Origin of the sequence: Microvirga terricola, from assembly GCF_011777495.1 — a bacterium.
Classification (GTDB): Bacteria; Pseudomonadota; Alphaproteobacteria; order Rhizobiales; family Beijerinckiaceae; genus Microvirga; species Microvirga terricola.
Map to the genome: position 1 here is coordinate 763,747 of NZ_JAATJS010000001.1, position 20,578 is coordinate 784,324.

Annotated in this window: 19 protein-coding genes and 1 pseudogene; 8 read left to right on the forward strand and 12 right to left on the reverse strand. The window is 64.3% G+C overall.

The features are described 5' to 3' along the window. Positions 1-24: 24 nt before the first annotated feature. The 9 genes from HB375_RS03650 to mutM form a co-directional block, all read right to left on the reverse strand. Positions 25-720, reverse strand: a complete 696-nt coding sequence (locus HB375_RS03650; protein WP_167671570.1) for a VIT1/CCC1 transporter family protein — start codon at positions 718-720, stop codon at positions 25-27. A 181-nt stretch (positions 721-901) separates the two neighbouring features. Beyond that, positions 902-2,065, reverse strand: coding sequence for a DNA replication/repair protein RecF (gene recF, locus HB375_RS03655; protein WP_167671571.1), 1,164 nt, complete (start codon positions 2,063-2,065; stop codon positions 902-904). A 195-nt stretch (positions 2,066-2,260) separates the two neighbouring features. Next, entirely contained in the window at positions 2,261-3,379 is a 1,119-nt protein-coding gene (dnaN, locus tag HB375_RS03660) for a DNA polymerase III subunit beta (RefSeq protein ID WP_167671572.1), read from the reverse strand. 152 nt (positions 3,380-3,531) lie between these two features. Then, positions 3,532-4,989, reverse strand: coding sequence for a chromosomal replication initiator protein DnaA (dnaA, locus tag HB375_RS03665; protein WP_167671573.1), 1,458 nt, complete (start codon positions 4,987-4,989; stop codon positions 3,532-3,534). A gap of 772 nt (positions 4,990-5,761) precedes the next feature. Continuing rightward, the gene (gene rpsT, locus HB375_RS03670) at positions 5,762-6,028 is read right to left on the reverse strand and encodes a 30S ribosomal protein S20 (RefSeq protein ID WP_167671574.1); all 267 of its coding nucleotides are present in this window, start codon (positions 6,026-6,028) and stop codon (positions 5,762-5,764) included. Between the two features lie 166 nt (positions 6,029-6,194). Then, on the reverse strand, positions 6,195-6,986 hold the full coding sequence (locus HB375_RS03675) for a TSUP family transporter (protein ID WP_167671575.1): 792 nt from the start codon (positions 6,984-6,986) through the stop codon (positions 6,195-6,197). 3 nt (positions 6,987-6,989) lie between these two features. After that, a complete protein-coding gene (locus tag HB375_RS03680) occupies positions 6,990-7,763 on the reverse strand; it encodes an enoyl-CoA hydratase (protein WP_167671576.1) in 774 nt (257 codons plus the stop codon). A 75-nt stretch (positions 7,764-7,838) separates the two neighbouring features. Further along, positions 7,839-8,636 (reverse strand): DUF2189 domain-containing protein, encoded by a 798-nt coding sequence (locus HB375_RS03685; RefSeq protein WP_167671577.1) that lies wholly within the window; start codon positions 8,634-8,636, stop codon positions 7,839-7,841. A gap of 199 nt (positions 8,637-8,835) precedes the next feature. Then, positions 8,836-9,717, reverse strand: a complete 882-nt coding sequence (gene mutM / locus HB375_RS03690) for a bifunctional DNA-formamidopyrimidine glycosylase/DNA-(apurinic or apyrimidinic site) lyase (RefSeq protein ID WP_167671578.1) — start codon at positions 9,715-9,717, stop codon at positions 8,836-8,838. 203 nt (positions 9,718-9,920) lie between these two features. On the opposite strand from mutM, the gene ubiE reads away from it, so the two are divergent. The 6 genes from ubiE (at position 9,921) to cysK (ending at position 15,400) form a co-directional block, all read left to right on the forward strand. Then, positions 9,921-10,670 (forward strand): bifunctional demethylmenaquinone methyltransferase/2-methoxy-6-polyprenyl-1,4-benzoquinol methylase UbiE, encoded by a 750-nt coding sequence (ubiE, locus tag HB375_RS03695; protein WP_167671579.1) that lies wholly within the window; start codon positions 9,921-9,923, stop codon positions 10,668-10,670. A 1-nt stretch (position 10,671) separates the two neighbouring features. Further along, positions 10,672-12,243, forward strand: coding sequence for a 2-polyprenylphenol 6-hydroxylase (ubiB, locus tag HB375_RS03700; RefSeq protein ID WP_167671580.1), 1,572 nt, complete (start codon positions 10,672-10,674; stop codon positions 12,241-12,243). A gap of 2 nt (positions 12,244-12,245) precedes the next feature. Next, positions 12,246-13,457, forward strand: coding sequence for a bifunctional phosphopantothenoylcysteine decarboxylase/phosphopantothenate--cysteine ligase CoaBC (coaBC, locus tag HB375_RS03705; protein ID WP_167671749.1), 1,212 nt, complete (start codon positions 12,246-12,248; stop codon positions 13,455-13,457). Next, positions 13,454-13,906 carry a dUTP diphosphatase gene (dut, locus tag HB375_RS03710; RefSeq protein ID WP_167671581.1) on the forward strand — a complete coding sequence of 151 codons (453 nt, stop codon included), beginning with the start codon at positions 13,454-13,456 and terminating at the stop codon, positions 13,904-13,906. Before coaBC ends, dut begins: the two co-directional genes overlap by 4 nt. A gap of 10 nt (positions 13,907-13,916) precedes the next feature. Beyond that, a complete protein-coding gene (locus HB375_RS03715; protein ID WP_167671582.1) occupies positions 13,917-14,360 on the forward strand; it encodes an RrF2 family transcriptional regulator in 444 nt (147 codons plus the stop codon). Between the two features lie 77 nt (positions 14,361-14,437). Beyond that, positions 14,438-15,400 (forward strand): cysteine synthase A, encoded by a 963-nt coding sequence (gene cysK / locus HB375_RS03720; RefSeq protein ID WP_167671583.1) that lies wholly within the window; start codon positions 14,438-14,440, stop codon positions 15,398-15,400. 330 nt (positions 15,401-15,730) lie between these two features. Here cysK and HB375_RS18570 read toward each other — a convergent pair. Next, positions 15,731-15,862, reverse strand: a pseudogene (locus HB375_RS18570) (hypothetical protein); the annotation flags it as partial. Between the two features lie 100 nt (positions 15,863-15,962). Here HB375_RS18570 and HB375_RS03730 point away from each other — a divergent pair. Next, the gene (locus HB375_RS03730; RefSeq protein WP_167671584.1) at positions 15,963-16,652 is read left to right on the forward strand and encodes a glutathione S-transferase family protein; all 690 of its coding nucleotides are present in this window, start codon (positions 15,963-15,965) and stop codon (positions 16,650-16,652) included. Positions 16,653-16,904: 252 nt separating this feature from the next. Here HB375_RS03730 and typA read toward each other — a convergent pair whose 3' ends face one another. Continuing rightward, a complete protein-coding gene (typA, locus tag HB375_RS03735) occupies positions 16,905-18,734 on the reverse strand; it encodes a translational GTPase TypA (protein ID WP_167671585.1) in 1,830 nt (609 codons plus the stop codon). 296 nt (positions 18,735-19,030) lie between these two features. On the opposite strand from typA, the gene HB375_RS03740 reads away from it, so the two are divergent. Beyond that, positions 19,031-19,417, forward strand: a complete 387-nt coding sequence (locus tag HB375_RS03740) for a YybH family protein (RefSeq protein WP_167671586.1) — start codon at positions 19,031-19,033, stop codon at positions 19,415-19,417. A gap of 9 nt (positions 19,418-19,426) precedes the next feature. On the opposite strand, the gene HB375_RS03745 is transcribed toward HB375_RS03740, so the two are convergent. Further along, positions 19,427-20,530: a site-2 protease family protein gene (locus tag HB375_RS03745; protein ID WP_167671587.1), complete on the reverse strand. Its 1,104-nt coding sequence runs from the start codon at positions 20,528-20,530 to the stop codon at positions 19,427-19,429. Positions 20,531-20,578 lie beyond the last annotated feature (48 nt).

The following is a 20,578-nucleotide window of genomic DNA, read 5'->3' on the forward strand; positions in this document are numbered from 1 at the left end:
CATTCACGCGCCGCCTCGAGGTCGCTAGACCGCATGTCCGACCAGGGAGCCGATGACGGCGGTCGCAGCCATTGCAAATGCGCCCCAGAATGTGACGCGGATCGTCGGCTTGATCACCGAGGCTCCGCCTGCCTGAGCGCCCAGGGCGCCAAGAATGGCAAGGCCCACAAGGGATCCCCCGGAGATGGCGAGGGCTGTCCCCTTCGGCGGAGCGGCGATGGCGATGAGGAGGGGCAGGGCGGCGCCTGCTGCGAACGTCACCGCTGAGGTAAGAGCCGCCTGGATTGGGCGGGCGACCACATGTTCCGAGAGACCCAGCTCATCTCGTGCGTGGGCTTGGAAGGCGTCCTTGGCCATCATCTGCGTGGCGACCTGCCGCGCGAGGGCCGGTTCGACGCCTCGCGTTACATAGATCTGGGTCAGCTCTTCCAGTTCCTCCTGGGGCTGCTCGGCGAGTTCTTTCCGCTCCCGCGCGAGATCGGCGTTTTCCGTGTCGGCTTGCGAACTTACCGAGACATATTCGCCTGCTGCCATCGACATGGCTCCCGCCACGAGTCCGGCAATGCCTGCGACGAGGACTTCACTGGCTGAAGTCGAAGCGCTGGCGACGCCGACCATAAGACTTGCCGTTGAAATGATGCCATCATTCGCGCCGAGGACCGCTGCCCGTAGCCAGCCGATCCGCTGGATCAAATGGCTTTCCCGATGAAGCGGATGCATGCGGGCCTCCTTGAGCAACTGGGACGACCGATTTCCCACCAACCGATGAAAGCTGCCGAGGGAAGGACGAAGGCCGGTTCAGGCAGCCGGATGTTGCAAGGGCAATGCCAAGCGCGTCAACCCAGCCTGTTGCGATAAGGTTCCGCCGGACGATCAGCAGGTGCCTGCCTCTCGGACATCCTCATCGGCGGCTTTCAAATGGCGTGATGCGACCGGGGGCAACATGCAAGAGATCGGCCCGCCCATCTAGCTCGGCAAACAAACCTTCATCCGCGCCCGTCATCCAGACCTGTCCGCCGAGGCTCTCCAGCGCGTCGAACAGGGCCGCGCGGCGCTTGGGGTCAAGATGGGCGGCGATCTCGTCGAGAAGGACGAAGGGGGCGATGCCGCTCATGCTGGCGACAAGCCGCGCATGGGCGAGAACAAGGCCGATCAGCAGCGCTTTCTGCTCTCCGGTCGAGGCCGTTTCTGCGGCGATGTCCTTTGGTCCATGGCGCACCAGAAGGTCGCTCGCCTGCGGCCCGATGAGGGTGCGGCCCGCGGCGCGGTCGCGCGGGCGGGATTCGCGCAGCAGCGCGCGGTAGCGGTCTTCCGCATCGACGGCGGGGAGAGTTGCCACGAGATGGTCGATCTCGCCTTCGAGGCTCAAGGTGGCGAAAGGAAAGGGCGAGGCCTCTTCGCGCGTCTCCAAGATCAGTGCGCCGAGCCGCGCCACCGTCTCCCGCCGCGCGGCGGAAACTGCGATCCCGAGCTCGGCGACCTCGCGCTCGATGGCATCAAGCCAGGAGCGGTTGTCGGGGTTTTCCTCCAGCACGCGGTTGCGCGAGCGCAAGGCCCGCTCAAGCGCATTCGCCCGCGTGCCGTGTTCCGCATCGACCGCAAGCACGAAGCGGTCGAGAAAGCGACGCCGGTCGCCGGCGGGCCCGCGAAACAGCGCATCGAGATCGGGGGTGAGCCAGACGATGCGGACATACTCGGCAAAGGCGGTGGGTGAGGATACCGTCGCGCCGTCGACGCGACAGGTGCGCGATGCGCGGCCGCCCTCGACGGGTTGTTCGAGCCCGGTGCCGAGGCGATGCTCGCCGAAAGGCGTGTCGAGCGTCAGTGACACGGCAAACGAGCCCGGCCCGTCTTTGCGCGCCATCTCGGCCAGTTCGGCGCGCCTCAAGCCCCGTCCCGGCATGAAGAGCGAAATCGCTTCCAGCACATTGGTCTTGCCCGCCCCGTTCTCGCCCGCGAGCGCGACGAGCGGGCGCGCGACCGTAAGGTCCAGACTCGCATAGGTGCGAAAGTCCTGGAGCATCAGGCGCGCGATGCGCGAAGCGGAGGGAAGGAAAGCGGACATGCCCCGTCTTCATCGGGGAGGCGGCGTGAAAGATCAAGCGCGACGCACCCGCTCTCCCAGAGGGGAGGTGAGGCGCGGCTCCTCGTCTGTCATGGCCGGGCTTGTCCTAGCCACCCCGACACGCGGGCGCCCTCAAAAACGACATCACCGGGACAAGCCCGGTGATGTCAGAGACAAAAAACTTGTCGCAAAACGTCAGACGCGCATCGGCATCAGCACGTAGAGCGCCGGCGCGCCCTCGCGGTCCTGCACGATGGTGGGCGAGCCGGGATCGGCGAGCTTGAAGAGCGCCGTGTCGCCGTCGAGCTGCGAGGTGATGTCCAACAGATAGCGGGCGTTGAAGCCGATATCGATGGGCGAGGAATCGTAATCGACTTCGATCTCTTCCGTCGCGCTGCCCGAATCCGGGTTGTTGACGGTGAGCGTCAGGCGGCCGTCGTTGAGCGCGAGCTTCACCGCGCGCCCGCGCTCGGACGAGATGGTGGAGACGCGGTCGACCGCCTTGGCGAAGTCGCCGCGCTCGACGGTCAGAAGCTTGTCGTTGCCGCTCGGAATGACGCGCTGATAATCCGGGAAGGTGCCGTCGATGAGCTTCGAGGTCAGGACCACGCCGTCGAAGGTGAGGCGGATCTTGGCCGAGGAGAGTTCGATGACGACATTCTCGCTGCCGTCCTCGACGAGCTTGACGATCTCCGCCACGGCTTTACGCGGAACGATGACGCCTGGCATGCCCTCCGAACCCATGGGGGCGGGCTGTTCGACCCGGGCGAGACGATGACCGTCGGTTGCCACCGCGCGCAGCATGGTCGCGCCGCCGACATCGATCGTGTGGAGATAAATGCCGTTCAGGTAATAGCGCGTCTCTTCCGTCGAGATCGCGAACTGCGTCTTCTCGATCAGGCGCTTGAGATCGGCGGCGGTGAGCGTGAAGCTGTGCGGCAGATCGCCCGCGGCGAGATCGGGGAAGTCGCTCTCCGGCAGCGCTTGCAGCATGAAGCGCGAGCGGCCGGAGCGGATCTGCATCTGGCCCGTGTCGCCGGTCATCTCCAGCGAGACCTGCGCGCCGTCCGGCAGTTTGCGGACGATGTCGTAGATCATGTAGGCGGGGACCGTGGTCGAGCCCGCATCGGTGATGTCGGCGGGGATGGTCTCCGTCACCTCGATGTCGAGGTCGGTCGCCCTCAGACGCAGCGAGCCGTCTTCCGCGCGCAGAAGGACGTTCGACAGGATCGGAATGGTGTTGCGGCGCTCGACGACGCGGTGAACATGGCCCAGCGCCTTCAAAAGGGCGGCGCGCTCAACAGTAACTCTCATACCCAACACCGTTCTCGTTGGAAGCCGTCAGCCGATTCCCCCGCGGCCGGAAGGCCGGGTGATCAAGCGGGCGGCAAGATTGGCTAAGGTTGCCGGAGAAAGCAAGCGCGTGGCTTGCTTTCGTCAACAGCCCCCATTTGTGATTGCAAGGATTACTCCTGCAGCATCCGCTTCAGGAGCTCGACCTCGTCGTTGAGCGCATTGTCCTCGCCCAAAGCCTTTTCGATCTTGCGCACCGCGTGGAGCACGGTGGTGTGGTCGCGCCCGCCGAAGCGGCGGCCGATCTCCGGCAGGGAGCGCAGGGTCAGCACCTTCGACAGATACATGGCGATCTGGCGCGGGCGGACAACGGCGGCGGTCCGGCGCTCGGAGAGGATGTCCGAGCGGGAGACGTTGTAGCGCGAGGCCACCAGCTTCTGGATGTCCTCGATCTTGACCCGCTTCGGCTCGCGGTTGCGCACGAGGTCGCGGATCGCGGCCTCGGCGGTCTCCAGCGTGATCGCGGAGCCGGTCAGGGTCGCGTGGGCCAGGAGCCGGTTCACGGCGCCTTCGAGATCCCGGCCATTCGCGGTGATGGCGCGCGCGACGTAGGAGACCACGTTCGGGCTGACATCGAAAGTCGGGTGCACGGTTTTCAGGGCCTCGATGCGGGTGGTCAGGATCGAGGCGCGCAGGGCCTCGTCCAGCGCGCCGACCTCGACCACGAGGCCGCCCGCAAGGCGCGAGCGCACGCGCTCGTCGAGGCTCTCCAGGTCCGCCGGAGGCCGGTCCGCCGCCACCACGATCTGGCGACCCGCGTCGATGAGCGCATTCAGGGTGTGGCCGAATTCCTGCTGGATCTGCTTGCCTTGAATGAACTGTACGTCGTCGATGATCAGAAGGTCGATGCCTCGAAGACGCTCCTTGAAGGCCAGCGACGTCTGCGCCTTCAGGGACGCAACGAAGCCATACATGAAGCGGTCGGCGGTGAGATAGATGACGCGGCGACCTTGCGCGCGCATCTCATGGCCGATGGCATGCAGCAGGTGCGTCTTGCCCAAGCCCACGCCAGCATGAAGATAAAGCGGATTGTAGAGGGCCGGACCCGCCTGATGGTGAGCGACCCGGTCGGCCGCCGCATGCGCCAGCGCGTTGGAACGGCCGATGATGAAGGTGTCGAAGGTCAGGCGCGCATCGAGCGGCGCGCCGCCGAGATCGGAGCCTTCGCCGCGCTCTTCGGCGGGCGCTGGGGCGACAAGCGGCTTCGGTTCCGCTGCTGGGCCGGCCGCGAGGGTCGTGACATTGCTCGGGCGCGGCGCTTCGGGCGCGCGCCGGGCGGGCGCGGCATCCCTGCCAACGGTCGAGCGCACGCCGATGGTGATGCGCTCTACATGGGGGGACTCGGCGCGATAAAGCGTGAGAACCCGGTCGGAATAGTGAGACTCGATCCAGCTCTTCAGGAAGCGGGTCGGCACCGTCAGATAGGCGCAGCCGTCGGTGATCGCGTCCAGCTCCAGGCGTCCGAACCAGCTTGCAAAAATATCCTCGCCGAGTTCCGCCCGCAGACGGCGCTTCACCCGTACCCACACGTCCGAAGCGGTCTGCTCATTTGAAGCAGCGATGCTAGACATCAATATCCCCCTTTGCGGGACCGGGCCTTTAAAGGTCCGCGTCCCGACGCCACGACCGGTTCTTGAATGCGAAAGACACTATGGTCTCGCAGGTCGCCCCCAACCTGACGTCCCAATTGAACTGAAGACTATACTTTTTGTGTTTAAGTTGAGAGAGCCTGACTGGGCCCCTCAAGAACATCCTCTCAAGCTAATCCAAGTGATCTCTGGGCCGGGGTAGGCTTTCGCTTGCTTCCTAGACATATGAAACAATGCTCTATCCCCGTCTTTATGAGCTCTAAACCTTGCAACTTGAAAGGATGACTTCGCGGCGGACCGTCGAAGTGAGGCGACCTTACACAGGGGGGGTGGGGGGCGCAACACGGGTCAATCGTCCGGCTAAGCTTCCATCCCCATCGGAGGGGGTCACCAGCTCGTCCACAGCTTTTCCGGAGATGCGACAAAGCCCTGACTCTTCAACCGATTCACGGTTTCGCCACAATCCAATCGGGGCTGCAAAAAAGACTTTTTCAGCAACAATGATTCAGGATTGATTCGGGTAAATTTAGGCACGAATTCCGATGCCTTCCGAACCTTTGCCTGCTAAGATATTGAATTAAATCATCTTTTTATGCGCAGTTTACAATTGTGGCAAAGCGCTTCTCACCCCGAAAACAAGGGCCCAAGTCAAGGGGCTGTGTGGATAAAAGAGAGCCTGTGTCCGCCGCACTTCAGACACAAAAAAACCCGGCCTCGCGGCCGGGTTCCTGAACGTCAAAAGGGGTTAAGCGCGTTACGCGCTCAGAGCCTTGATGCTGTGAGCGAGGCGCGACACCTTCCGCGAGGCGGTGTTGGCATGCACGATGCCCTTCTGGGCAGCGCGCATCAGTTCCGGCTCGGCGGCGCGAAGGGCGGCTGCGGCCTCGTTCTTGTTGCCGGCGGCGATGGCTTCCTCGACCTTGCGGACGAAGGTGCGCATGCGGCTGCGGCGCGACCGGTTGATCGCGGTACGCTTCGCGATCTTGCGGGTCATCTTCTTGGCGGACACGGTGTTGGCCATGGCCAATCCTCGTTCTTGAACTCCGATGCAGCCGGCAAGCTTTATTCAAGCTCGTAGCACCGGTTGATTGAATGGAAACCGAAGAGCCCGCGGGACGCGCGGGCTCGTGTGAGGCGGCTTATAGACGTGACCGGCTGGAACGTCAACGCCGGCTTGCCTTTGAGCGTCAAAAAAGCGCCCTGAGCGCCAGCCGCCAGGGATTCGCCGGGTCGAGGAGGAGCTTTAGGGCCATCAGGCTCGACACCATCACGAGCAGCGGGCGGATGAGCCGGGAGCCAAGGCGCATGGCGAGCCGCGCGCCGATCTGCGCTCCGAGAAACGAGCCGGCCGCCATGACGAGGCCGAGCGGCCAGATCACCGTGCCGGTGGCGGCAAACAGCGCGAGGCTGCCGCAATTGCTGGCCAGATTGAGCAATTTCGTATGGGCCGTCGCCCGCACCACCCCGTAGCCGAGCAGGGTGACGAAGCCGAGCATATAGAAGGAGCCGGCGCCGGGGCCGAAGATACCGTCATAAAAGCCGATGGCGACCGGGACGGTCACGCCGAAGGTCAGCGCCGACAGGCGCGCATGAGCGTCCGCATCCCGCACTTTCGGCGACAGGGCGAAGAACAGGGCGATCCCGATGAGCAGCACGGGAATGACCCCGTCGAGGACCGGGCGCGGAAGGAAGCCGACGCTGAGCGCCCCGGCAATTCCGCTGAGGAAGGCGATGACGGCCAGCGGCCAGGTCACGCCCCAGTCGATCAGCCCCTTGCGGCCGAAGGTATAGGTGGCGGAGGCGGCGGCAAACGAACCCTGCACCTTGTTGGTGGCAATGGCGTGCGCGGGATCGACCCCGGCCAGCAGCAGGGCGGGCAGGGTCAGAAGCCCTCCACCTCCGGCGATGGAATCGACGAAACCGGCCAGAAGCGAGATCGCGGCGAGCGCCGCGATCGTATCAAATCCGAGATCGGGCACGGTTCAGCGGTCTTTGAATTGGGGCGCGCGCTTCTCGACGAAGGCGGCCATGCCTTCCTTCTGGTCGGCGGTGGCGAACATGGAATGGAAGATGCGCCGCTCGAAGCGGATGCCCTCGGAAAGCGAGGTCTCATCGGCGCGGTTGATGGTCTCCTTCGTCATCATGACGATGGGGAGCGATAGGGAGGCGATGGTCTCCGCCGTCTTGAGGGCTTCGGTCAAAAGGTCGGCGAGCGGCACGACCTTCGCGACGAGGCCGGAGCGCTCGGCCTCTTCCGCACCCATCAGGCGGCCGGTGAGGCACATCTCCATGGCCTTCGCCTTGCCGATGAGGCGGGTCAGGCGTTGCGTGCCGCCCATGCCGGGCATCACGCCGAGCTTGATTTCAGGCTGCCCGAACTTGGCGTTGTCGGCGGCGACGATGAAGTCGCACATCATGGCGAATTCGCAGCCCCCGCCGAGCGCAAAACCCGCCACCGCTGCGATCATGGGTTTCCGCCGGCCCGCCACCCGGTCCCAGCCGGCGAATTGGTCGTCGGAATAGATCTGCGGATAGGAGAGGTTGGCCATCTCCTTGATATCCGCGCCGGCGGCGAAGGCTTTCTCCGAGCCGGTGATGACGATGCAGCCGATGCCGTGATCCGCCTCGAGGGCATCGAGCGCCCGGTTTACCTCGCCAAGAAGGGTCGAATTGAGAGCGTTCAGGGCTTGCGGCCGGTTGAGGGTGATGAGACCGACCTTGCCGCGTGTCTCGACGAGAATCGTTTCATAAGCCATGGCCGCCTCTCTCGATGATGGGCAATCGGTTAAGCGAGGCGGCGAGGCGCGGCAAGGAAAATCGGCGATCTTTCCTCAAGGCGCCACAAGCTTGCGATAAAGGTGCCAAGTGGAGTGGCCCAGGATCGGCAGCGTGACCGCAAGGCCGAAGAAGACCGGCACGAAGCCGATGAAGAGCCCCACCGCCACGATGAGCGCCCACACAACCATCGGCCCCGGATTGGCCATGACGGCCCGGATCGAGGTCTGGATGGCGGTGCCCAGGCTCACGGGGCGATCGATGAGCATGGGGAAGGACACGACGCTGATGGCGAGCACCACGGCGCTGAAGACGATGCCCACCAGGTTGCCGACGATGATGACCGTCCATCCCTGAGGGGTCAAAAAGATCTCCTGCAGAAACATGGAGACCGATTCCGGCACATGCTTGTTGCCGAAAGCCGCTTTGTAGATCGCCTGCGCCGTGCCCATCCACACAAGGAAGATGGCGAGCAGCCAAACACCCAGTGCCACGATGGCGCCAAGGCTCGGCCCTTTCAGTACGTTCGAGGCCGTCGTCCACGAAAACACCTCGCCCCGCTCCCGCTGCCGACTCAGCTCGTAGAGGCCCAGAGCGGCGAAGGGGCCGAGGAGCCCGAAGCCCGCCATGAGCGGAAAGAGCAGCGGCAGCACCTTTGAGCCGAAGCTGTAGCGGGCGAGAAACAGGCCGATCACGGGATAGATCAGGACGATGAAGAGGGCGTGCGTCGGCATGGCCTTGAAATCGTCGAGCCCCTCCAGGAGGGATTGCTTGAGATCGGCAATCCCGATCTTGCGCACGACGGGCTGATCCAACGGGGCATTGATATTGTCGATGGCGTCGATTTTCGCCATGGCGTTCACCTCCCGAACTTTTAAGTTCAAGCGGTCACGACGCCACCCGATGCAGTGAACCCCGCCCCCAAAGGCCGCTGTTATCGTGGGAGTCGCAACCTGCAGATCGACTTAAGGCAATTGTACCTTTTTCGGGCCAAGCTGTCGCCTGAAAGCCGATCACATGTTGGCAACGACGGCTTTTGCGGCCCGGTTCCGTCTATTTCTGGCACTTCGGGCAATAGAAGGTGGAGCGGCCCGATTGCACAAGGCGCGCCACGGTGCCCTTGCAGCCGGGCGTGACGCAGGCCTCGCCCTCCCGGTCATAGACCTTGAAGCGGTGCTGGAAATAGCCGAGCGTGCCGTCGACCTGAGCGTGGTCGCGTAATGTGGAGCCCCCGGCCGCCACCGCCTCGTTCAGCACGTCGCGGATGACCTCGGCGAGAACATGCGCCTTCTGCGTCGGCTGGCCCTTTTTGGAGACGAGCGATCCGGCTGCTGCCTCGGGGTGCAGGCCGGTCCGAAACAGGGCCTCGCAAACATAGATATTGCCTAAGCCCGCGATCAGCCTTTGGTCGAGGAGCGCCGCTTTCAGCGGGGTGCGCTTGCCCTCGAAAAGCCGGGCGATGGTCTCGCCCGAGAGTTCGTTGCCCAAGGGCTCGATCCCCATGCCGGCGAAATGGCGACAGGTTGCGATTTCGGGGCGGGGCACCAGATCCATGAAGCCGAAGCGGCGGGTGTCGTTATAGGTAATGACCGCACCGTTCGAGAGGGTGAACACCACATGGTCGTGCGGGCTCTGGCCGCCAGGGGTCTGATAGAAGCTGCCGGGCTCGGCGGTGGCGCCGTCCTTCGTCACCAGAAAGCGCCCCGACATGCCGAGATGCATCACCAGCACCTCGCCGGAAGAGAGATCAGCCAGAAGGTACTTGGCCCGGCGGCCGAGGCTCGTCACCTCCTGCCCCTCGAGCCGCTTGGCGAAGCGCTCGGGGAAGGGAAAGCGCAGATCCGGCCGGTTCTGGGCGACCTTGGTGAAGCGCGCGCCGACCATGGCGGGCGCCAATCCCCGGCGGACGGTTTCGACTTCGGGCAGCTCGGGCATCAACCATCTCTGTCTTTGTTGAGGCCGCTTACATAGCCTTCCGGGCGCGGTTCCGCTATGGATCGCGGCAAGAGAGCATGATCGAGACCAGTGGAAACCGGTTGTTCGCTCGGATCATGCGGCAATAAGGAATCGAAAGCTTGATCGTGTTTCAAGGAGACATGATCAAGCTGTAGAGGCGACGAGAGGATCTTTTGAGAGCCATGACCGAGGAAAAGACCCATTTCGGGTTCCAGTCCGTGCCGCTCGGCGAGAAGCAGGGCCGGGTCAACGAGGTGTTTCACTCGGTCGCGAGCCGCTACGACCTCATGAACGACCTCATGTCGGCGGGTCTCCACCGGCTCTGGAAGAATGCCCTCGTCACGTCGTTGCGCCCGCCGCGCGACCGGGCCTTCCGCCATCTCGATGTCGCCGGCGGCACGGGCGACGTGGCCTTCCGCATTCTCGATGCAGGCGGCCCGCAGACCCATGTGACTGTGCTCGACATCAACGGCGACATGCTGGAGGTCGGGCGCGAGCGCGCCGGGCATACATATGAGGGGCGCATCGATTTCGTCGAAGCCAATGCCGAGGAACTGCCCCTCCCGGACAAGACCTTTGACGCTTACACCATTGCCTTCGGCATCCGGAACGTGCCGCGCATCGATGTGGCGCTGAAAGAGGCCTACCGGGTATTGAAGCCCGGCGGGCGCTTCATGTGCCTAGAATTCTCCAGGGTCGACGTTCCCGTCCTCGACAAGATCTATGATGCGTATTCCTTCAATGTCATTCCGAAGATCGGGCAGATGGTGACGGGGGATGCGGATTCTTATCAGTACCTCGTCGAGTCGATCCGCCGCTTCCCGACACCCGCCGCCTTCGCGCGGATGATCGAGGAGGCGGGCTTCAAGCGCGTCACGCACCGGGCGCTGACGGCGGGCGTCGTCAACATCCATTCCGGCTGGAAGATCTGACGTGATCGGCAGCCTCGTCCATTTCTTCCGCAATCTGCGCGCCGGTTGGGTTCTGGCGCGCGAGGGCGCGCTGGCGCTGGTCGACCCTAACTTCCTGCCGCCTGCTGCGCGGCTCAGTTTACGCTTCGCGCGCATCATCGAGCGGCGCGGCCTGGGCGATGGCGCGGCGCGGCTCTCTGTGGCGTTGACGCGGCTTGGCCCGTCTTATGTGAAGTTCGGCCAATTTCTGGCCACCCGCCCCGACATCGTCGGCGTGGCGGCGGCGCGCGATCTCGAGCAGTTGCAAGACCGGATGCCGCCCTTCCCGCGCGAGCAGGCGGTGCGCGTGATCGAGGCGGCTCTGGGTCGTCCTGTCGACGAACTCTTCCTTGAATTCTCCGAGCCGATCGCGGCGGCCTCCATCGCGCAGGTGCACAAGGCGCGCATCACGACGCCGGAGGGCGAAGAGATCGTCGCGGTGAAGGTGGTGCGCCCCGGCGTGCGCGAAGGTTTTGCCCGCGATCTTCAGGCCATGCGCGCGGCGGCGCGGCTCTTCGAGCGCGTAGTGCCGGATGCGCGCCGCTTGAAGCCGATGGAAGTGGTGGAGACGCTCGCGCGCTCCGTCGCCATCGAAATGGACCTGCGTCTCGAAGCGGCGGCGATGTCCGAGCTGGCGGAAAACACCAAGGACGATGCGGATTTTCGCGTTCCCTCTCCCGAGTGGACGCTCACCGCGCGCGACGTGCTGACCACGACGTGGATCGACGGCATTCGCCTCAACGACATCGCTGCCATCGAGAAGGCGGGCCTCGACCGGGTCGTGCTGGCGCGTACGGTTCTGCAATCCTTCCTGCGCCATGCCATCCGTGATGGGTTTTTTCATGCGGACATGCATCCGGGCAATCTGTTCGTGGATGCAAAAGGCCGCCTCGTCGCCGTCGATTTCGGCATCATGGGTCGGCTCGGCATGAAGGAGCGCCGCTTCCTTGCGGAAATCCTTTTGGGCTTCATCCGTCGCGATTATCGCCGGGTGGCGGAGGTGCACTTTGAGGCCGGTTACGTGCCGCCGCACCACTCGGTGGAGGACTTCGCGCAGGCTCTACGCGCCATCGGCGAGCCGATCCATGATCGCCGTGCCGATGAAATCTCCATGGCGAAGCTGTTGACCTTGCTCTTCGAGATCACGGCTTTGTTCGACATGGCGACGCGCACCGAACTCGTCATGCTGCAGAAGACCATGGTCGTGGTCGAAGGCGTGGCGCGCAATCTTGACCCCAAACTTGACATGTGGACCACCTCCGAACCTGTCGTGCGCGAATGGATGGAGCGTCACCTCGGCCCCATCGGGCGCATCGAGCAGGCGGGCCAGGGAATATGGACGCTCGCGGGCTTTGCCGCCACTCTGCCCGATCTGGCGCTGCGCGCCGGGCGCGTGCTGGCGCAGGTTGAGGACGTCACCGCCAAGGGCGTCGCGCTCACCGACGAGAGCCTCGACGCCATTGGTCGCGCGAAAGCACGCGGCAACCGATGGGGCACGGTGGCCTTGTGGATCATCGCCGCATCGCTGATCATGCTGTTGTTCGGAGGGTTCTGACGATGGTGCTGTCGGGCAAGCGTGTCCTCCTCGTCATCGGCGGCGGCATCGCGGCCTATAAATCCCTCGATCTCATCCGCCGCCTGCGCGAACGCGGCGCGTCGGTGCGCTGCATTCTCACTGCCGGCGCGCAACAATTCATCACGCCGCTCGCGGCCTCCGCGCTCACCGGGCAGCGCACGCATACCGATCTGTTTGACCGCGAGGACGAGGCCGATATCGGCCATATCCGTCTCGCGCGCGATGCCGATCTCGTCATCGTCGCGCCCGCCACCGCCAACACCATGGCCAAGATGGCGGGCGGGCACGCGGACGATCTCGCCTCGACGGTTCTGCTCGCAACCACGCTGCCGATCCTGATCGCGCCCGCCATGAATGTGCGCATGTGGCTGCACGCCGCGACACAGCGCAATCTCGCGACGCTGACCGCCGACGGCGTTCATGTGGTGGGACCTAACGAGGGGCCGATGGCGGAAGCCGAAACGGGTCCGGGCCGTATGGCCGAGCCGCTCGAAATCGTCGCTGCCGCCGAAAAATTTTTCGCGCCGTCAGGCCCGCTCAAAGGCAAGCACGTGCTCGTCACAGCAGGGCCGACGCATGAGCCCATCGATCCGGTGCGCTACATCGCCAACCGTTCTTCCGGCAAGCAGGGCTACGCCATCGCGCGCGCTGCGGCGGAAGCGGGCGCGCGGGTGACGCTCGTCTCCGGTCCGGTGGACCTTGCCGATCCGCCCGGGGTCAGCGTGGTGCGCGTGGAGAGTGCGCGAGATATGCTGGCAAGCGTTGAGATCGCGCTTCCCGCCGATATCGGCATCTTCGCCGCCGCCGTCGCCGATTGGCGCGTGGTCCATGAGGGTGCGCAGAAGCTGAAAAAGATCGGCGAGGCCTCGCCCGCGCTCTCGCTTGTCGAAAATCCGGACATTCTCGCCACCCTTTCTCACCGCAAGGAAGGTCGCCCGCCGCTCATGGTGGGGTTTGCCGCCGAAACCGAAAACGTCATCGAGAACGCGAAGCAGAAGCTTCTGCGAAAGGGCTGCGATCTCATCGTCGCCAATGATGTCTCGACCGCTACAGGCGTCATGGGCGGCGATCAGAACACAGTGCATCTTGTCTCGGCCGCTGGTGTCGAGACATGGCCGACCCTGGCGAAAACCGACGTGGCTCGCAAGCTCGTGGAGCACTTGAGCGTTCTCGCCGGAGCATCAAAGGCATGACTCATCGTCTTCGCATCCAGCGTCTCGCCCATTCCAAGGGTCTGCCGCTGCCGCGCTATGAAACCGCTGGCGCAGCGGGCATGGATCTCATTGCAGCGAATGCGGAAGACGCGCCCGTCATGCTGTCGCCCTTGCAGCGCGCGCTTGTTCCCACCGGTCTCGTGATTCAGCTGGAGCCCGGTTTCGAGGCGCAGGTGCGCCCGCGTTCGGGGCTTGCGCTCAAGCATGGCGTGACGGTTCTGAATGCGCCGGGCACCATCGATGCGGATTATCGCGGCGAGGTGCAGGTGCTTTTGGTCAATCTCGGCGATGCGCCGTTTGCGATCACGCGCGGCATGCGCATCGCGCAGATGGTGGTCGCGCCCGTGACCAGCGTGACACCCGTCGAGGTGGGAAGCGTGGACGACACCGCGCGCTCCGCCAACGGCTTCGGATCGACCGGCATGTGAGGAATCGGGGATGAACTTCCTCTCCCGCCGCTCGCTTCTCGCCATCGCGGCCGTCACGGACATCGCGCTTCATGCGCGTCCGACGCCAGTCTCCGCGAAGGCGCTAGCGGCGCGCCATAGCCTGCCGCCACGCCATCTCGAGCCGGTGCTCCAGGCGCTCGTGCGCCACGGCATCCTGAAGGGGGTGCGCGGCCCGCGCGGTGGCTATGAACTGGCGCGCGAGCGTCGCCGCATCACGGCGGGGGACATCGTGCGGGTGGCCATGGCGGCGCAGGATGAGGAGGGAGCGGTCCCGGTATCGCGCTTGGCCGAGGTCGTCGTCGCGCCGCTCGTGCAGCGCGGAACCGAGGCCTTCCTGGCTGAATTGGATCGGGTGACGGTGGACGATCTCTGCAACAAGGCGCAGGCCGAAATGGCGGTGGAGATGGCATCTCCCGTCGATTTCACAATCTAGAAATGTAATATAATCTAATTATCGACAGGTTTCGCAAAAAGGGATAAAAAGCCCAAAGTCACTCTGAGGAGAGCTCCATGGCTGAATCCGCCCGCAAGCCCGGTCACGGCAAGATCTACGGTTCGATCACGGATACGATCGGCAACACCCCGCTCGTGCGCCTGAACCGCCTGCCGAAAGAATATGGCGTCGACGCCGAGATTCTTCTCAAACTTGAGTTTTTCAACCCGATTTCAAGCGTCAAGGATCGCATCGGCGTGAGCATGATCGATGCGCTGGAAGCGCAAGGGATCATCAAGCCAGGCGCCACGCTGATCGAGCCGACCTCGGGCAACACCGGCATTGCGCTCGCTTTCGTCGCCGCCGCGCGAGGCTACAAGCTGATCCTGGTCATGCCGGAAACCATGTCGATCGAGCGCCGCAAGATGCTCGCCTTCCTCGGCGCGCAGCTCGACCTCACGCCCGGCCCGCTCGGCATGAAGGGCGCGGTGGCCCGCGCCGAAGAGCTGAACAAGGAAATTCCTGGCTCCATCATTCCGCAGCAATTCCGCAACCCGGCGAACCCTGAGATCCACCGCAAGACCACGGCGGAAGAGATCTGGAACGACACCGACGGTAAGCTCGATGCCTTCGTTGCGGGCGTCGGCACGGGCGGCACCATCACGGGCGTCGGCCAGGTGCTGAAGCCCCGCCTGCCGAACCTCAAGGTGTTCGCGGTGGAGCCGGAGGATTCGCCGGTTCTCTCCGGCGGCCAGCCCGGCCCGCACAAGATCCAGGGCATCGGCGCCGGCTTCGTGCCGGAAGTGCTGGACCGCTCCGTCATCGACGGCATCGTCACCGTAGGCAACCAGACCGCCTTCGACGTGGCGCGCAAACTCGCGAAGCAGGAGGGCATTCCCGGCGGCATCTCGACCGGCGCGAATGTCGCGGCGGCGTTGGAGATTGCGGCGCGCCCTGAGTTCAAGGGCAGGCGCATCGTCACCGTCGCGCCGTCCTTCGCCGAGCGCTACATTTCGAGCGCGCTGTTCGAAGGCATCTGAGCCTTCGCGTCAGAGACTTTTCGAGGGCGGCGTTAAGCCGCCCTTTTCGTTTTGTATCCGGCGAATGCGGCCGGAACGTCACTCTATCGGCGCAGTTATCTTCGATCTGTGGTTCGAGGAGCGGCCGATGGGCGAGAAGAAAAGACCGTCTGCAACACCTGAGCGAAGGGGCACCCCGCCCCGCTCCGAACCGCCGCCCGCGGCGGGGCCGCACGCCAAGCCCGAACTGACCAACGAGGACGCCACCCCCGGCACAGGCTCTCTGCCACGGCCCGGCGGCGGCGACGAGGCGGATTCGACGACGGGGTGAAATGGCCGTTCGGTGCCGGCGCGCTTGCGATCGTTCGCATCGAGGATCGCCTTGCGCACACGGATCGACTTCGGCGTCACTTCCGCCAGCCCGTCGCCCTGAATCCACGCGAGCGACTTTTCCAGTGCGGTGCGGATCGGCGCTGTAAACCTTCGGCGCCTGCTCCAAGGGCGGCTTTGGCCGCCCTCTTCTTTTGCCGAGCTCCCGCCCTTGCGGTACGTTTCTTCGCCATCGATTCGCAGGGACCCGCCAATGATCTCGTCCACCGCGCCGCTGCGTCTTTTCTCCGGTCCCCTGAGCATGTTCGGCGCCAAGGCGCAGATCGCGGCTTTGGAAAAGGAGCTCGATTTCGACCTCGTCGTAGTACCCTTCCACATGCAGAAGCTTTACGAGCCGAAGCATCCGGAGGTGGCGCGGATCAATCCGAAGAAGCAGGTCCCGGTGCTTGTCCACGACGGGCTCGAGATTTTCGATTCGACCCAGATCTTCGAATATCTGGAAGACCTCAAGCCTGAGCCCGCCCTTTGGCCCGCCGACGTGAAGGCGCGGGCGCGGGCGCGCCTGCTCGAACTGAAATCCGACGAGGTCTACTTTCCCGCGATCATCCGCCTGATGTCCCTTCAGCATGCGCCGCAGGATCCGACTGCCGTCGCATCGCGCGACAATGCCGCCCGCTTCTACGACGAGATGGAGGTGGTGCTTGGCGACAACGACTATCTCGCCGAGTCGTTTTCCTTCGCGGATATCGCCTTCTACATGGCGCAGCTCTTCGGCGCGCGTATGGGGGCGGGTATGACCGGGACGACGCCGAAATTGCTGCAGTGGCGCGAGCGGATGTCGGCCCGCCCCGCCGTGAAACAGGTGGTCGGGCCGATGGCGACTTTCCTGGTATCCGAAGGGCGCCCGCTGCCGGACTTCATGAAGCGCTTCGCGCCGGTTTGATTGCAGGGCGAGCCGCAGACACCACCTTCCTCATCCTGAGAATCTGGCAGGGCGGCGATCCATCGTCATGCCCGTACCTGTTGCTGGCCTCCACGTCTTCGGTTCTGGCGCACAAAGACATGGATGGCCGGCGTAAGCCCGGCCATGACAAGCAATGAGGGCTGCGAAGGTGATCGGGGATGACGTGCGCAAAGAGAAAGGCCGCCCCCAAAGGGCGGCCTCTGCCTTTTCGCCAGAACGCGCCTTCAGCCTTTACGCGCTCAGCGCTTCCTTCTGCTTTTCGGCACGCTTGCGGTCGTTCGGGTCGAGAACGGCCTTGCGGATGCGGATCGACTTCGGCGTCACTTCCACCAGTTCGTCGTCCTGAATCCAGGCGAGCGACTTTTCCAGCGTCATGCGGATCGGCGGAGTCAGACGCACCGCTTCGTCCTTGGAGGTCGTGCGGATGTTCGTGAGCTTCTTGCCCTTGAGCACGTTCACTTCGAGATCGTTCTCGCGGTTGTGCTCGCCGACGATCATGCCCTGATAGACCTTCCAGCCGGGCTCGATCATCATCGGGCCGCGATCTTCCAGGTTCCACAGCGCGTAGGCCACGGCCTCGCCCTGGTCGTTGGAGATCAGCACGCCGTTGCGGCGGCCCGCGATCTCGCCCTTGTAGGGCTCGTAGGCGTGGAACAGGCGGTTCATGATCGCCGTGCCGCGCGTGTCGGTCAAAAGCTCGCTCTGGTAGCCGATGAGGCCACGGGTGGGAGCGTAGAACACCAGGCGCTGGCGATTGCCGCCGGAGGGGCGCATCTCGACCATCTCGGCGCGGCGCTCAGACATCTTTTGCACCACGACGCCGGAATGCTCCTCGTCCACGTCGATGACCACTTCCTCGATGGGCTCGAGGGTCTGGCCGGTGGTGTCGTCCTTCTTGAACACCACGCGGGGACGCGACACGGCGAGTTCGAAGCCCTCGCGGCGCATGGTTTCGATGAGGATCGCGAGCTGCAATTCGCCGCGGCCGGAGACGTAGAACGAATCCTTGTCCGCCGCCTCCTCGATCTTGAGCGTCACGTTGCCTTCCGCTTCCTTGAACAGACGGTCGCGGATCATACGGCTCGTGACCTTGTCGCCTTCCGTGCCCGCGAGCGGGCTATCGTTGACGATGAAGGACATGGTGACGGTCGGCGGATCGATGGGCTGGGCCTGGATCGCGATCTCGTTCTCCGGCGCGCAGAAGGTGTCGGCCACCGAGCCCTTGACGAGGCCCGCGATGGAGACGATGTCGCCGGCCTCACCCAATTCGATGGGCTGGCGCTCAAGGCCACGGAAGGCGAGGATCTTGGACACGCGGCCTGTCTCGACCACATTGCCCTCACGGTCCAGAACCTTGATCGCCTGGTTCGGCTTCACCGAACCGGAGGTGATGCGGCCGGTGACGATGCGGCCCAGGAAGGGGTTGGCTTCAAGCAGCGTGCCGAGCATGCGGAAGGAGCCTTCCTCGGTCTTCGCCTGCGGCACGTGCTCCAGCACGAGGTCAAAGAGCGGCGCGAGGCCCTGGTCGCTCGGGCCTTCGGGGGACTTGGCCATCCAGCCGTTACGGCCCGAACCGTAGAGGATCGGGAAGTCGAGCTGCTCGTCGGTGGCGTCGAGCGCCGCGAACAGGTCGAACACCTCGTTGATGACCTCCTGGTAGCGGGCATCCGGCCGGTCGATCTTGTTGATCGCGACGATGGGGCGCAGGCCGATCTTGAGGGCCTTGGACACCACGAACTTGGTCTGCGGCATCGGGCCCTCGGCCGCGTCCACCAGCACGATGGCGCCGTCGACCATGCTCAGGATGCGCTCCACCTCGCCGCCGAAATCGGCGTGGCCGGGGGTGTCGACGATGTTGATCCGGGTGTCCTTCCAGACGACCGAGGTCGCCTTGGCGAGAATCGTGATGCCGCGCTCTTTCTCGAGATCGTTCGAGTCCATGGCGCGCTCTTCCACGCGCTGGTTCTCGCGGAAGCTGCCTGACTGGGAGAGCAGCTTGTCGACGAGGGTCGTCTTGCCGTGGTCGACGTGGGCGATGATGGCGATATTGCGCAGCTTCATAAGGGCTCTTTCAAAGGCAAAACCGTCCGGCTGCGGGGGCCCGCGTCGCGCACACTCTCGGAACCGGAATAAGGGAATTCGTTGCGATGCAATATAGCGATGAGGGCTTTTGGGCAATAGGGCGGGCGCTTTTCGAGGCGGGGCCGGCCCCGAAAGGGACCTAGGCAGGGCCGGGACACTCGGATAACGTATCGAAATATCATTCAACGATGACGATTCCGATGCTTCCGGTGCGTAAAGCGATTGTCGCCTGCCTTCTGACCCTGGTCGGGATCTCCTAAGCGACAGGACAGACCATGTCAGCCGAGCAGTTGATGGAGGCCGACAGGGCCTTCAACGCCATGGGCCAGAAGGAGGGAGTCGGCAAAGCCTTCATCGCCTTTGCCGCCGATGACGGGACGGTTCTCATGCGCCAGGGGAACCTGCCGATCCTCAACAAGACCGAGCTGATCGATGTCTTCTCGAAGGTGTCGGGCTCGTCGCTGACCTGGGAGCCGCTCAAGGCTGAGATCGCCGCGAGCCAGGACCTCGGCTACACCTTCGGTCGCTACAAGATCCGCGACGGCAACGAGATCAAGCAGCACGGCGTCTATGGGACAATCTGGAAGAAGCAGCCCGACGGGTCGTGGAAATACGTCCTCGATGGCGGCGGCCCGACCCGGTCGGAAGTGCAGAAGCCTTAAAGAGCAGCTTCAGGCCGGGCGGCGTCCGAAGCGCCAGCCCGGCTTGACGCTCGTCACCATCATCATTTCCGCAATGGTCTCGGGCGTGACGAGCCCGACGAGGCAGTGCGCCCGGTCGAGGACGAGAAGCGCCGGGGCCTTCGCGTTGTTCAGCAGGGTCAGCGCCGTCTCGAAGGGTTGCCAGTCTCCCACGGTCGTGACGTTGCGGTCCATTACCTCACGCACCGGCGCGGCCGGTCCGTGATCGCGCAGAGCGAGGATCAAGCCGTCGCGGGTCAGGAGGCCCGCAGGCCGCCCCGCGTCGTCCACCACCGGAAATTCCTTCTGCGATGTGCGCAGCATCAGGTCCACCGCCTCGTCGAGGGTGGCGGAGACGGTGAGCGCTTCCACCGACCTCACCATCACCGCGCGCACGGCGAGCCCGCGCGTGCCGTCCTGCAGAGCGACATGCTGGGATTCGGCGGTCGCGGCGAGATAAACGAACAGCCCGATCAGGATCAGGATGGGGCTCACGAAAAGCCCCGCAAGCGCGAAGACAAAGGCCGTCGCCTGGCCGATGCGTGCGGCGATGCGGGTCGCTTCCGCGTGATCGAGCTTCATGGCGAGCAGCGCACGCAGCACCCGCCCGCCATCCATGGGGAAAGCCGGAATCAGGTTGAAGGCGAAGAGAATGATGTTGGCCGAGGCGATGCGTGCAAGAAGCTTCGCCCGCGGATCGTCGAGCCCCGTCGCGACAGCCTCATGGAAACCGATCCCAAGGATCAGGATCAGCACTGCCGCGATCACCACGTTCACCAGAGGCCCGGCAATGGCGATCAGCAGTTCCTCGCGCGGATCGTCGGGAATGCGCTCGAGACTCGCGATGCCGCCGATGGGCCAGAGCGTTACTTCCGGAGTCTTGATGCCGAAACGGCGCGCCACGAGGATATGGCCGAATTCATGAGCGAGCACGCAGGCGAACAGAAGCACCATGAACGCCACGCCCGGAACCGCCGCATCTCGCCCGCCCATCTGCCATTGCGCCGCGCCGATCCAGATGAGGAACAGCACGAACGTCACATGAATACGCACCGCCGTTTCGCCGATGCGCGCGATGGGAATGGACCAGAGCATAAGGGCCTCCGCGCGGGCTTGCCCTTAAGGTGGGGCGCACGGAGGGGT

Bases quoted from the DNA above. Each gene is read 5' to 3' on its own strand.
- mutM (WP_167671578.1), bottom strand. From the start codon at position 9,717: ATGCCCGAGCTGCCCGAAGTCGAAACCGTCCGCCGGGGATTGGCGCCC.
- dnaN (WP_167671572.1), bottom strand. From the start codon at position 3,379: ATGAGAGTTACTGTTGAGCGCGCCGCCCTTTTGAAGGCGCTGGGCCAT.
- ubiE (WP_167671579.1), top strand. From the start codon at position 9,921: ATGACCGAGGAAAAGACCCATTTCGGGTTCCAGTCCGTGCCGCTCGGC.
- cysK (WP_167671583.1), top strand. From the start codon at position 14,438: ATGGCTGAATCCGCCCGCAAGCCCGGTCACGGCAAGATCTACGGTTCG.
- HB375_RS03685 (WP_167671577.1), bottom strand. From the start codon at position 8,636: ATGGCGAAAATCGACGCCATCGACAATATCAATGCCCCGTTGGATCAG.
- HB375_RS03740 (WP_167671586.1), top strand. From the start codon at position 19,031: ATGTCAGCCGAGCAGTTGATGGAGGCCGACAGGGCCTTCAACGCCATG.
- coaBC (WP_167671749.1), top strand. From the start codon at position 12,246: ATGGTGCTGTCGGGCAAGCGTGTCCTCCTCGTCATCGGCGGCGGCATC.
- HB375_RS03680 (WP_167671576.1), bottom strand. From the start codon at position 7,763: ATGGCTTATGAAACGATTCTCGTCGAGACACGCGGCAAGGTCGGTCTC.
- recF (WP_167671571.1), bottom strand. From the start codon at position 2,065: ATGTCCGCTTTCCTTCCCTCCGCTTCGCGCATCGCGCGCCTGATGCTC.
- rpsT (WP_167671574.1), bottom strand. From the start codon at position 6,028: ATGGCCAACACCGTGTCCGCCAAGAAGATGACCCGCAAGATCGCGAAG.
- typA (WP_167671585.1), bottom strand. From the start codon at position 18,734: ATGAAGCTGCGCAATATCGCCATCATCGCCCACGTCGACCACGGCAAG.
- HB375_RS03650 (WP_167671570.1), bottom strand. From the start codon at position 720: ATGCATCCGCTTCATCGGGAAAGCCATTTGATCCAGCGGATCGGCTGG.
- dnaA (WP_167671573.1), bottom strand. From the start codon at position 4,989: ATGTCTAGCATCGCTGCTTCAAATGAGCAGACCGCTTCGGACGTGTGG.
- dut (WP_167671581.1), top strand. From the start codon at position 13,454: ATGACTCATCGTCTTCGCATCCAGCGTCTCGCCCATTCCAAGGGTCTG.
- HB375_RS03745 (WP_167671587.1), bottom strand. From the start codon at position 20,530: ATGCTCTGGTCCATTCCCATCGCGCGCATCGGCGAAACGGCGGTGCGT.
- HB375_RS03730 (WP_167671584.1), top strand. From the start codon at position 15,963: ATGATCTCGTCCACCGCGCCGCTGCGTCTTTTCTCCGGTCCCCTGAGC.
- HB375_RS03715 (WP_167671582.1), top strand. From the start codon at position 13,917: ATGAACTTCCTCTCCCGCCGCTCGCTTCTCGCCATCGCGGCCGTCACG.